We start from the raw sequence: 12,181 nt of genomic DNA, 5'->3' as shown, positions 1-12,181 counted from the left end.
ACCGTAACTTTACGTTCAAAACTATTTTTATGAGTGCAGAAAATCAAAACGGTTCTTTATATACAACTTTTCAAAATGCCGTTGCGACGGTACAATTTGGGCATCCGGCGAGCAATTCTTTTCCACGTGAATTGTTGAATCGGTTAACATTGGAAATTAATGATTTAAGCCGAAATGAAGCGGTTTCGGTTATTGTTTTACAAAGCGAAGGCTCGAAAGCATTTTGTTCAGGCGCTTCGTTTGATGAACTTTTGCAAGTGAAAAATGAAGAACAGGGAACGGAGTTTTTCTCTGGTTTTGCGCATTTGCTAAACGCCATGCGAAACTGCTCTAAAATAATCGTCGGCCGTGTTCAGGGAAAAGCGGTTGGCGGTGGTGTCGGCATTATTGCAACTTGCGATTATGTTTTGGCTACGACTGAAAGCGCCATTAAATTATCAGAATTGGCGATTGGAATTGGCCCTTTTGTGATCGAACCGGCTGTTTCGCGTAAAATTGGTAAAACGGCTATGACGGAAATGACTTTGGCAGCAACAGATTGGAAATCGGCAAACTGGGCTTTGGAAAAAGGACTTTATGCGTCGCTTCACAACACTGATGAATTGGATGCTGCGGTGGAAAATTTTGCTCAAAAACTAAGTTCTTATAATCCGGAAGCTTTATTCGAAATGAAGAAAATCATTTGGGAAGGCACAGAACAATGGGAATCGATATTAATTGAACGTGCTGCCATTACGGGGAAATTGGTTTTATCTGATTTCGCGAAAGAGGCTTTGAGGCAATTTAAGAAGTAAAACATTGAGGATAATTTTTAAACACATAGAAACATAGTTTTGATTGTGTTCAAAAAGGCATTTCACTTCTAATACACATAGCTATGTGTGAAAGCGAGCTTTTTAATTGTCTTTCAAAGCATAAAAATCTATGTTTCTATGTGTTTAAATAAACTCACCAATCAATAATATTATTATTCCTTTAGTTGTTCAGGTTGATGTAGCAGAGAAAATTAAGAACGCTCCGGATGGCGGTTATCAGATTGGAGTAATCATTGGATCGTTTATTCCTTTCGTGATTTTAATCGGAATTGCATATTGGATGTATAACCGTGCCAAAAAAAGAGATGAAAACGGTTATTAATTTGTAAATTTGCAACCTAAAATTCAAATCGATGAGTAATATCAGAATTACAAAACAATTTAACTTCGAAACCGGGCACGCTTTATACGGTTACGACGGAAAATGTAAAAACGTTCACGGGCACAGTTATAAATTATCGGTAACGGTTATTGGTTCACCAATCACGGATCGATCGAATGTGAAATTCGGAATGGTAATTGATTTTTCGGATCTAAAGAAAATTGTAAAAGAAGAAATCGTCGATCAGTTTGATCATGCCACTGTTTTTAACGAAACTACGCCGCATATCGAATTGGCAAATGAATTGAAAAACCGCGGACATCACGTCATTTTAGTAGATTATCAGCCAACCAGCGAAAATATGGTAGTTGATTTTGCAGAGAGAATTGTCGCGAGACTTCCAAAAGGAATTGCTCTTTTTTCGCTAAAACTTCAGGAAACAGAATCGTCGTTTGCAGAATGGTATGCTTCTGACAATTAGTCGAAAGTTTAAAGTCAAAAGTCTCCACAATCCGGAAATCTAAGAAATCTAAAAATCTAAATGAAAAAAATATATTTTGCTTCTGATCAGCATTTTGGTGCTCCAACTCCAGAATTGAGTTTGCCTCGTGAAAAGAAATTTGTCGCCTGGCTGGATGAGGTAAAGGAAGATGCAGAAGCTATTTTTTTATTGGGAGATTTATTTGATTTTTGGTTCGAATACAAAACGGTCGTGCCGAAAGGCTTTGTGCGTATTTTAGGCAAACTGGCTGAAATTCGCGATAGCGGTATTCCGATTTATTTCTTCGTTGGAAACCATGATTTATGGATGAATGATTATTTTGAAACCGAATTGAATATTCCGGTTTATCATGATAATAAGGAATTTACTTTTAACGGAAAAACCTTTTTAATTGGCCACGGCGACGGAAAAGGTCCTGGTGATAAAGGGTATAAACGAATGAAAAAGGTATTTACAAATCCGTTTTCAAAATGGCTTTTTCGTTGGTTACATCCAGATGTTGGCGTGAGTTTAGCGCAATATTTATCGGTTAAAAACAAACTGATTTCAGGCGACGAAGATGTAAAATTTTTAGGAGAAGAAAACGAATGGCTGGTTTTGTACGCCAAACGTAAACTCGAAACCAAACACTACAATTACTTTATTTTCGGACACCGTCATTTACCCATGATTATTCCGGTTGGAGAAGATTCCAAATACGTAAATCTTGGCGACTGGATTGGTTATTTTACTTACGGTGTTTTTGATGGCGAAACTTTCGAACTTAAAAAATTCGAAAAATAAATATTTTTATTTGGCCGGATAAATAGCAATTTTGTGCGTTCTCAAAATATAATTCGACAATTGTTTACTATCAGAAAGCTGAAATTTAATCGCACCTGATGATTTTTTCGGCATATGACATTCTACGCAATTGCTTGCCAGTAAACTTCCTGACATTGTTTTAAGCGTTTTGTCAGAATGTTTTATACCTGTTTGATGACAACTCATGCAAATTTTAGAATAAGAAGCTAAATTTTTAGAAGCATTTTCGTGTGGATTATGACACGTAATACAATCCATTTTTTCACTGTTGATGAAACATTTGCTTTGCGCCATCAAACGAAATTGATTTCCGTGAACGTCAAACGTAGCAGTGTCAGTTATACTTTTTGTACTTCTATAAAATTCTGAAAGATTATCTCCGGGTTTAAAATCAAAACGCGATTTTATTTTCATTCCGTCATTTCCACCATGGCAAAGGGCGCAGGCATCTAATTTTTGTTGTCTGCTTAAACTTTTAATACTGGTGATGCTGTTCGCTACTTTTACGTTTGGATTTTTAAGATGGAATTCGGCGTGCTTTTTTGCCGGGCCGTGACAACGTTCGCAATCAATTCCGTAAACTATAGTTTTAGGATCAATTATATCTTCAACATCCATTGACATTAAATTTCTTTCGGCAGAATTTTGCTGAACACTTCGACTGCTGGCGTTTGAAGCATGACAAGAATAACAATCTTTAAGAACCATTCGGTCAAAATAAGGTTTGTCAGCAGGAAATCCCGGACTTGTGGCCCAGCCTTTTATGGAATGGTAATATGAAATTGGTAATTCGTAAGTATTGCCATCTCGCCAATAAACGGAAGTTTGGGCGTGTTTGGTTCCAAATACAATATCAAAAGGATGCGCTTCGACTTCTTTTCCGTTTTTATACAAAACCTGATAGAGACTATCGTTGCGTTTTTCTATAGCTAATTTGGTGTTTTTATCGTAGATGAAAGTATGATTTCCTTTGTCGAATTCACCCAAAACATTTTCTAAGAGGGCAGGAGCAGTTGCTTTAAAGTGAGAGCTTTTTAAAGCCATATCGTATTGGGTCTGATGGCATTGAATACAACTTTCGGATCCTGCATAATCAGTTCCGCGGGGATCAATATATTCATCAGATTTGTTCGTGCAGTTTGATAATAAAACCGCTAAAACCGTAATGGCAAAAAGAATTTGTAATTTTTTCATTGCCGTAAATATACTTTTTTTTGAAGAAAATCAAAATATATTTCAATTATGAAAAAATGTTGTTAAAATATTTAGAATGCTTCTTAATTCATTCCAACTCCATAAACATATTCATCTAATTCAATTCGGAATAAGGAACCTTCAACTAAATCTTTAATCGATTTTAATTCTTTTATTGAAACGGCTAAATCAATTTGTGCGCAAGGCGTTTTGAGTAAAAATTTATGACAGGAGTTTTTTAGTTCGCAAGCTTCACAACAAGCATTTTCGATAATGCTGTCTTCGATCAAATCACAAAAGTAATTCAGTTCCTGAACCGTAAAATAAAAACCGGTTTCTTTAAAAACCAATTGTACTTTGTCTGTAATGGTTTCGTTTTCCTTTTTCCAGTAAAAGGCAATTCCAAAATTGTTGTGGTATAATTGTTCTATTTCTCTCATTGCAATCCTTTATTTCAACAAATATAAATATTATTTATATTAATTCTAAATAGAAAACTCATAAAATTGCAAAAAAATGTTCAGCCTGAGGAATATAAGGCGATTTAAAAATTTGATATTGGATTTTGTTATATCAAAGAATCTATATAATGAAATTTTACTTATACCAATTTTGAATTTTAGAGAGAAATTGAGCCTGTTGATCTACGAATAAGTAGTGTGAGCAATTTTCCAATAAAGCAAAATGATTTTCGCCAGCGATACCTTTAATAGATTTGATTTGGGCCGATGAAAATACACCATCTTCTTTTCCGTAAATTGCATAAATCGGAATTCCGTTCTTTTTTATTTTATTTAAAGACGGTCTGCTGTCAATATTGTTTTGCTTTTCATTTTTGTAGAAAAGCAATGGTGCATTTTGATTTCTGATATTTGTTTTGAAGAAATCACTCGCTTCATAATCACTGTATAGTTTTTTTGAAGCTTCAGTTGGATTTGGCATTTTGAAATAATTATTTTCACTTGCCAAATTAAAACAAGCTTTTCGATATTCGGCAGAATTTTTATTTAGCTTTTCAATTGCATTTATTTTCTCCAATTGAGTTGCATCTTTTTGTGCTGTTGCAATTTTTGTAACCGAATTTAAAATATGATTGTAAGTTTCCTGTTGTGAAAATAAAGCTCCGGCCAAGATGAGGTTACTCACGTTTTGAGGATATTTGTCTGCATAAAGTGTGGCAACCAAACCACCAAAACTGTGTGCCAGAAGCGTGGCTTTTTTTAGATTGTATTTTGCATAAATACCATTCAAATCCTGAAAAGCTTCTTCATAAGTAAATTTCGCATCAGGATCTGCAGATCTTCCTTCGCCTCTTCGGTCATAAATGATCACATAAAATCCTAAATCAGCTAATTTTTGAGCGGTTGTGCTTTCAAATAAGGTTGAATTGCCACTTGGGCCTCCATGAATAAAAATTAGGGCTTTCTCTTTTTTGTTTCCATACGTTTTGATGTAAAGATTTTGTCCGTTTGCGAAAAGGGATAATGTAAAAAAGAAAGCCAATAATAATTTTTTCATTATTCCATATTTTGATGATCTTCCATATCTTTTCGAAGATCTAAATTTCTAAAAGTAGGTGAAGATGCTCCAAATCCTAAAACGGTTAAAAGCGTCATACTTCCTCCAAAAACTACTGAAGTTACAGTTCCCATTAATTTGGCTGTTAAACCGCTCTCAAAAGCGCCTAATTCGTTTGATGATCCCACAAACATGGAATTTACCGCAGCAACACGCCCGCGCATATGATCCGGAGTTTTTAATTGTAAAATCGTTTGACGAATTACTACTGAAATTCCGTCAGCAACTCCGCTTAAAAACAGCGCCACAACAGATAACCAGAAAATGGTCGAAACTCCAAAAACAATAATACAAAGTCCGAAAATGAAAATCGCAATCAAAAGTTTCATTCCGGCTTTTTTATACAGGGGAACGTAAGCAGAAATCAACATCGTAATAAAAGCACCAATTGCCGGAGCCGCTCTTAAAACACCAAAACCTTCAGGTCCGACTTTTAAAATATCCTGTGCAAAAACCGGTAATAAAGCCACGGCGCCACCAAAAAGAACGGCAACCATGTCAAGAGAAAGAACTCCTAAAATAGTTTTATTATTGAAAACAAATTTGATTCCTTCTTTCAAACTTTCCATAACCGGTTCACCAATCTTCGGATTCAAAATTGGTTTTTTCTCGATTTGAGTTAAAGCAATTAAGGCAGAAACAGAAAAACCAACCACAAGACACATAGACCAGTGAACTCCTATCCAATTAATTGAAAACCCGGCAACTGCTGGTCCTAAAACGGCACCAATTTGCCAAACCGAACTACTCCAGGTCGCAGCATTTGGATATGCTTTTTTAGGTACAATTAAAGATAATAGCGAGAAAATAGTTGGTCCTAAAAAGGCACGAACCAATCCGCCCAGAAATACTAAAAAGTAAATCGAATATAAAATAAGATGAGGTGATGCATCGCCTACAACTTTTGGCCATGTCAGTAAAAATAATCCAAAACTAATGATTGTAAAGCCTAAAATACACCATACCAACATTCCTTTTTTCTCTCTTTGGTCGACAATATGTCCGGCAAATAAAGCCATTGAAACAGCCGGAATTACTTCCATCAAACCAATTATTCCAAGTGAAAGCGGATTCTTGGTCAAGCTGTAAACTTCCCATTCAATAACAATAAACTGCATCGACCAGGCAAAAACCATGGCAAAACGCAATAATAAAAACATATTAAATTCTCTAAAACGCAATGCCTGATACGGGTCGTTTTTCTTTTCTTTATTTTTCATTTGTTCTGATATCTTTTAGCATAAGTTGAGTAGACACATTGCCGTTCCACTCATTTTCAGCAATAGTGTAAGCTAGCTGAAAAGTATTTTGATTTTTTGTAATGTCTAATTTTTTTCCGAGTCCGAAGCCAATGGCAGCAATTCCTTCCGAGTTATGTTGTTTCGCGAAAAGTCTCAAATGTTCGTCTTCAGAACCCAGCGTTTTGGCATAACCAGTATCTTTTATATCCGAAGTCATAAAAACAGGTGTCATATTCTGTGGACCAAAAGGTTCGAATTGTTTTAAAATCCGGATGAGTTTTGGCGTAATGTCTGAAAAATTAATTTCGGCATCAATTTCGATTTCCGGAGTTCGCATTTCTGGTAAAATGGTCTGTTCTACTTGTCTTTCAAAAGCATCTTTAAATGTCTTGTAATTCTCTGCTTTCAAAGTCATTCCGGCAGCGTACATGTGACCCCCAAATTGTTCCAAATGTTGAGCGCAGGCATCCAATGCATTATAAACATCAAAGCCTTTTACAGATCGGGCAGAAGCCGCATATTTGTCACCGCTTTTAGTAAAAACTAAAGTCGGACGATAATAGGTTTCGATCAATCTTGAGGCGACAATTCCGATAACACCTTTGTGCCAGTCTTCCTGAAAGACAACGGTTGAAAATCGTTCTTGTTCCTGATTTTCTATAATTTGCTGAAAAGCTTCTTTGGTGATTTTTTTATCTAAATCTTTTCGGTCAGCGTTGTATTGTTCGATTTCTGAAGCAAATTGTTGTGCCTGATCAAAATCAAATTCAGTTAATAATTCAACCGCATGATTGCCGTGTTTGATTCTTCCTGCCGCATTAATTCGTGGTGAAATAATAAAAACAACATCAGTAATGTCTAAAACTTTCTTTTTTACCTGATGCACTAAAGCTTTAATTCCGGGTCTCGGATCGCTGTTGATTACCTGCAATCCAAAATACGCCAAAACTCTGTTTTCACCTGTAATCGGAACAATATCTGCCGCAATCGCCGTAGCAACTAAATCCAAATACGGAACCAAATCTTCTATCGTTTCATTTCGATTTTGACCCAAAGCCTGAATCAATTTAAAACCAACACCACAACCACACAATTCATCGTAAGGATAGGAGCAGTCTTCTCTTTTCGGATCTAAAATCGCGACCGCATCCGGTAACGTATTTCCGGGTCTGTGGTGATCACAAATGATAAAGTCAATGTTTTTTTCTTTCGCGTAGGCGATATGATCGATGGATTTTATTCCACAGTCGAGTGCAATAATTAAAGAGAATCCGTTGTCATCGGCGAAGTCAATTCCTTTAAAGGAAATTCCGTAACCTTCGTCATAACGATCCGGAATATAAGTGGCAATATTGGGATAATGAGATTTTAAATAAGAAGAAACCAAAGAAACTGCCGTTGTTCCGTCAACATCGTAATCGCCAAAAATCAGAATATTTTCCTGATTTTCAATCGCCGATTCGATTCGGGAAACCGCTTTATCCATGTCTTTCATCAGATAAGGATCGTGAAGATGTTCTAATGAAGGACGAAAGAAATTTTTGGCATCTTCAAAAGTTTCAATGCCACGCTGAATCAAAAGTGTTGCTACAAAATCTTCTACATTTAAGGCCTGCGCCAAATGTTTGATTTTATCTTCAGAAGGTTTTGGTTTTAATGTCCAACGCATGGGTTGATTTTAGATTTTAGATTATTGATTTTAGATTGTTGATTTCTGAAATCGTTTAATCAGTAATGTGATTTTTTTAATCTGTGAAAGAAATATTCGGTTTTAACTTTGTCAAAGTTTTTAAGAATTCTGAAATCTAAAATTATTTCGCTTCCAAAGCATTTCCTTCAAACTGAATTCCATCCCAGCCTAAGTTGATGAAATTTCTAATATTTTGATGGTTTGTTCCGTTTGGATCTTTTAAAACTTCTTCAAAATAAAAAGCTCCAAAACACGCTAAAGTTTCTTCTTTGCTTAAGTTTTGCAATTTGGCGAAAGAAAATAATTTACAAGAACCTGAATTTTCTCCGGCAGCATTATGCTGTGTTCCGTTTTGAAAAGCTGTTGGGGTAAAATTGTAGTTTTCCTCGATTACAGCGATAGTTTCCGGGAATGTTACTTCGTTTGGAGTTTGTTTTACTTTTTCTAAAAAGGCTTGAATTGTCATTGTTTTTAATCTTTATATTTTATACTTGAAGTTTAAGTTCAATTTTGTTCTCTAAATTTTTCCACATTTTTAAAAGTGTTTTTGTTTCACTTTGAGTTTCAAAAAACATCTCTTTTCCTGATTCAGTTAGAAAGTATTTCTTTCCTGTTTTTAAAATTAGTTTTTTGTTTTTTAACCAAGTTAAAGAGTTTTGCATTTCTTTTTCCAGTGGAATGGAATGATTTATTCCATCTGCAGTTTGAGAAATTGAATTGAAATCAGCTGGAGAATCTTGGGATGAAATGGCTAAAGCTAAAAAAATCCATGAAATAGTTTCTGCGTTTTTCATATTCAGTTGAGCAACTATAATTGCAGTATTGTTTATTCTTCTTCGTCCTTAGAATACTTACTTTTCTTAGCTTCTTTTTCTATTGTTTTCCCCGCAACCACCACTACAATTTCGCCGCGTGGCGCTGTTTTTTCAAAATGGGTTAAAACTTCTCTTGCAGTTCCGCGTACATTTTCTTCATGCATTTTTGATAATTCTCTCGAAACACAAACTTGTCTGTCTTCTCCAAAATATTGAATAAACTCAGCTAATGTTTTAACGAGTTTATGTGGAGAAACGTATAAAATCATCGTTCGGGTTTCTTCGGCTAAAACCAAAAATCGGGTCTGACGTCCTTTTTTATCAGGCAGAAAACCTTCAAAAACAAATTTATCATTTGGTAATCCGCTGTTTACTAAAGCGGGAACAAAAGCCGTTGCGCCAGGTAAACATTCTACTTCAATTTTATTTTCGACACAGGCACGCGTCAATAAAAATCCTGGGTCAGAAATTGCAGGAGTTCCAGCATCTGAAATTAAAGCGATAGTTTCACCGGCTTTCAAACGCGCAATTAAATTTTCGGTTGTTTTGTGTTCGTTGTGCATGTGATGGCTGTGCATGTGCGTACCAATTTCAAAATGCTTCAACAGTTTTCCACTCGTTCTGGTGTCTTCGGCCAAAATCAAATCGACTTCTTTAAGAATCCGAATGGCACGAAAAGTCATGTCTTCAAGATTGCCGATTGGCGTTGGAACGATATATAATTTTGACATAATTTTTTATTAGTGAAATGTAAAAAGTGAAAAGAATTAAGCGAATTTCTTCTCTATAATTCCCAGAAAACGCTCTGCGTAATCGTCTTTTCCTTCCCAATTATTATAATCTGGTTTTACCATGTTTTCGATAAATTCCTGCGCTTCTCCGTAAGTATCAAAAGTAAGTAACTGATTTAAAACACGGCTGTAGTCTTCAGCGCTGTTTCCGAAAAGGTTTTTTGTAAAAGCAATTCGGTCATTCAAATCAATATGGAAACCTTTTGCCAGTTTTTCATTTAACGTAACTGCTTTTGGTTCAGCCGGAGTTTCCAGAACCTCTGTTTCAATTTTTGTTTCCTGAAATTCATTAAGTGACGGAAAAGGAGTTGAAGGAACAGCTTCAAAACTATCTACTTTTACAAATTGAGCATCGGCATAATTTATTCCGAAATCTTCAAATGCAAGCGGAATTGGGTTTGATTTTGATGAAGTTTCAGCTTTTGGCTCTTCTTTTCTCTCTTCAATTATTTCTTCTGGTTTTTCTAATTCAAAAGCGGGTTTAAAATCTGGGATTGGGTTTAAATCGTTGGTGGTCTTAAACGAATGATCTCTACTATTGGCTTCGATTGTTTTTTTAGCTTCAGAAACAGCTTCTTCAATTTGTGCAATAATTGGATCTTTAACACTTTTAGCAGGTTCCGGAATAGTTTCAATAATTGGATCCGGAATTACTTCTTCAGGAACTTCAGCAACGATTTCTTCAACTACTTCCTCTGTTTTAATTTCCTCAACAATTTCTGGTTTAGAAACTATTTCAACTGGAGTTTCTTCTGCTTCAATTGGTGCTTCAACTTTAACTTCATTCGGAATTATTTCTTCTTTTTCGAAAATAGTTTCGATTTCAGAAGTGATTTCGCTGTGGCTGATGGTTGGTTTTGCACCATCGAAGTTTTCATCTATAAACTTTAAAACCGCCAGTTTCTCGTATAATTTCTGCGTTTCAAGATACAATTGATTGATATCGGATTTGTTTTTAAGTTTTAAAATTCGATGTGCAATGCTGATTAAATCGGCTTCCAATTTTTTTTTCATAGCTGTAGAAATTATAGTGAATAGGGGTATTTTATATGTTTTGTAATTGAATGTCTTTATTACGGAAAGAAATCAACAAGATATTTTTTTATTTCTGTTAATAAGCGATTGTGAATCTCCGATTTGATAAAAATTTTCTACTTTTGAAAAAGTGTAAAACAGCAATTTTTCACGTCGATTTATTACCAGTACAAAGTAATAAAAACTATTCATTTTTAAAGGTAGAAAAATACAAAATGTTTCTCGAAAATACAGTAAATCACAAAGAACAATTTGGTTGGATTGAAGTTATTTGTGGATCAATGTTTTCGGGTAAAACCGAGGAGTTAATCCGCAGATTAAAACGTGCCCAATTTGCCAAACAAAGAGTCGAAATCTTTAAACCTTCTATTGATACCCGCTATCATGACGAAATGGTGGTATCGCACGATGCCAACGAAATTCGCTCAACTCCGGTTCCGGCCGCTGCCAATATCGCTATTTTAGCGCAAGGATGCGACGTTATCGGAATTGATGAAGCACAGTTTTTTGATGATGAAATCGTTACTGTTTGTAATGATCTTGCCAATCAGGGAATTCGTGTGATAGTTGCGGGACTTGATATGGATTTTAAAGGAAATCCTTTCGGACCCATGCCGGCACTTATGGCGACAGCCGAATATGTAACGAAAGTTCACGCTGTTTGTACCCGAACAGGAAATCTTGCCAATTATAGTTTCCGTAAAACAGATAATGATAAACTGGTTATGTTGGGAGAAACAGAAGAATACGAACCGTTGAGCCGCGCTGCTTATTATAATGCAATGAAAAAAAGTCAGGAGAAATAGAATTTAATGCTTTAAGTCACAATTAACAATGCAGGACAAGAAAAATAGAAGAAAACAAAATATCTTAGTAATAAGTGTAATTGGAATTGCAGTGGCTTTAGCTGTTTATTTTCAGTTTTTTCTTTCTGAAAGCAGAGGAGAAGTAAAGACTGAAATAACAGAACTTGTTGCAAAATATAATAAAAGTTGCCCACTGAAAATTCAGGAAGGGATTCGATTAGATAGTGTCAGTTTACCTAATTTGCCGGAAGAAAAAGCGGTTCAATACAATTTAACATTGCTTAATGTAGAAAAAGAAACGGCAGAAATTGATGTAATACAGACGGAAATCGAAAAAAGTTTGATAAGTACTGCTAAAGCAAATCCGGGACTTCAGGTTTTTAGAGATAATGATTATGCTTTGATTTATAGTTACAAAGACAAAAAGAATGTTTTTTTGTTTGATGTAAAAATATTACCGGATCAATATAAATAATAAAGAATTCGTTTATAATAGTTAAACCCGACAGATTTTAAAATCTATCGGGTTTTTGTTTTAAAAAGGCATTGTTCATTCCGTAGGAATGTTTGATCGGTAGATATTTAAAT

General features: G+C 35.2%; 14 protein-coding genes. 5 read left to right on the top strand and 9 right to left on the bottom strand.

The genetic code is table 11. From position 1 onward, the window contains the following. Nucleotides 1-29: 29 nt before the first annotated feature. The 3 genes from AC1RRN_RS15280 to AC1RRN_RS15270 all read left to right on the top strand — a co-directional run bounded on the left by AC1RRN_RS15280 (nucleotide 30) and on the right by AC1RRN_RS15270 (nucleotide 2,422). Nucleotides 30-794 carry an enoyl-CoA hydratase/isomerase family protein gene (locus AC1RRN_RS15280; protein WP_492968120.1) on the top strand — a complete coding sequence of 255 codons (765 nt, stop codon included), beginning with the start codon at nucleotides 30-32 and terminating at the stop codon, nucleotides 792-794. Nucleotides 795-1,168: 374 nt separating this feature from the next. After that, nucleotides 1,169-1,618: a 6-pyruvoyl trahydropterin synthase family protein gene (locus tag AC1RRN_RS15275; RefSeq protein WP_492968119.1), complete on the top strand. Its 450-nt coding sequence runs from the start codon at nucleotides 1,169-1,171 to the stop codon at nucleotides 1,616-1,618. Between the two features lie 60 nt (nucleotides 1,619-1,678). Continuing rightward, nucleotides 1,679-2,422, top strand: a complete 744-nt coding sequence (locus AC1RRN_RS15270; RefSeq protein ID WP_192186869.1) for a UDP-2,3-diacylglucosamine diphosphatase — start codon at nucleotides 1,679-1,681, stop codon at nucleotides 2,420-2,422. 6 nt (nucleotides 2,423-2,428) lie between these two features. Here the strand turns inward: AC1RRN_RS15270 and AC1RRN_RS15265 are convergent, their stop codons facing one another. The 9 genes from AC1RRN_RS15265 to AC1RRN_RS15225 all read right to left on the bottom strand — a co-directional run bounded on the left by AC1RRN_RS15265 (nucleotide 2,429) and on the right by AC1RRN_RS15225 (nucleotide 10,766). Then, a complete protein-coding gene (locus AC1RRN_RS15265) occupies nucleotides 2,429-3,637 on the bottom strand; it encodes a cytochrome c3 family protein (protein ID WP_492968118.1) in 1,209 nt (402 codons plus the stop codon). 83 nt (nucleotides 3,638-3,720) lie between these two features. Then, the gene (locus tag AC1RRN_RS15260) at nucleotides 3,721-4,077 is read right to left on the bottom strand and encodes a hypothetical protein (protein ID WP_492968117.1); all 357 of its coding nucleotides are present in this window, start codon (nucleotides 4,075-4,077) and stop codon (nucleotides 3,721-3,723) included. Between the two features lie 157 nt (nucleotides 4,078-4,234). Beyond that, nucleotides 4,235-5,155 (bottom strand): alpha/beta fold hydrolase, encoded by a 921-nt coding sequence (locus AC1RRN_RS15255; RefSeq protein WP_492968116.1) that lies wholly within the window; start codon nucleotides 5,153-5,155, stop codon nucleotides 4,235-4,237. After that, entirely contained in the window at nucleotides 5,155-6,435 is a 1,281-nt protein-coding gene (locus tag AC1RRN_RS15250) for an MFS transporter (protein WP_492968115.1), read from the bottom strand. Before AC1RRN_RS15250 ends, AC1RRN_RS15255 begins: the two co-directional genes overlap by 1 nt. After that, entirely contained in the window at nucleotides 6,425-8,125 is a 1,701-nt protein-coding gene (gene recJ, locus AC1RRN_RS15245; protein ID WP_492968114.1) for a single-stranded-DNA-specific exonuclease RecJ, read from the bottom strand. Before recJ ends, AC1RRN_RS15250 begins: the two co-directional genes overlap by 11 nt. Before the next feature lie 142 nt (nucleotides 8,126-8,267). Further along, nucleotides 8,268-8,612, bottom strand: a complete 345-nt coding sequence (locus AC1RRN_RS15240; protein WP_492968113.1) for a HopJ type III effector protein — start codon at nucleotides 8,610-8,612, stop codon at nucleotides 8,268-8,270. A 19-nt stretch (nucleotides 8,613-8,631) separates the two neighbouring features. Continuing rightward, a complete protein-coding gene (locus AC1RRN_RS15235; RefSeq protein WP_492968112.1) occupies nucleotides 8,632-8,940 on the bottom strand; it encodes a hypothetical protein in 309 nt (102 codons plus the stop codon). Between the two features lie 32 nt (nucleotides 8,941-8,972). Next, nucleotides 8,973-9,692, bottom strand: coding sequence for a 16S rRNA (cytidine(1402)-2'-O)-methyltransferase (gene rsmI, locus AC1RRN_RS15230; RefSeq protein WP_492968111.1), 720 nt, complete (start codon nucleotides 9,690-9,692; stop codon nucleotides 8,973-8,975). Nucleotides 9,693-9,728: 36 nt separating this feature from the next. After that, the gene (locus AC1RRN_RS15225; protein WP_492968110.1) at nucleotides 9,729-10,766 is read right to left on the bottom strand and encodes a DUF8457 domain-containing protein; all 1,038 of its coding nucleotides are present in this window, start codon (nucleotides 10,764-10,766) and stop codon (nucleotides 9,729-9,731) included. Nucleotides 10,767-11,002: 236 nt separating this feature from the next. Between AC1RRN_RS15225 and AC1RRN_RS15220 the strand changes: the two genes are divergently transcribed. Further along, nucleotides 11,003-11,593 (top strand): thymidine kinase, encoded by a 591-nt coding sequence (locus tag AC1RRN_RS15220; protein ID WP_492968261.1) that lies wholly within the window; start codon nucleotides 11,003-11,005, stop codon nucleotides 11,591-11,593. Between the two features lie 28 nt (nucleotides 11,594-11,621). Continuing rightward, complete coding sequence (locus AC1RRN_RS15215; protein ID WP_492968109.1) at nucleotides 11,622-12,068, top strand: DUF8479 domain-containing protein; 447 nt, start codon at nucleotides 11,622-11,624, stop codon at nucleotides 12,066-12,068. Nucleotides 12,069-12,181 lie beyond the last annotated feature (113 nt).

Source organism: Flavobacterium sp. GW821-FHT11G01, assembly GCF_058808175.1.
Note: the sequence above shows the minus strand (reverse complement) of the source record. Positions and strands in the feature narration are given on the sequence as shown.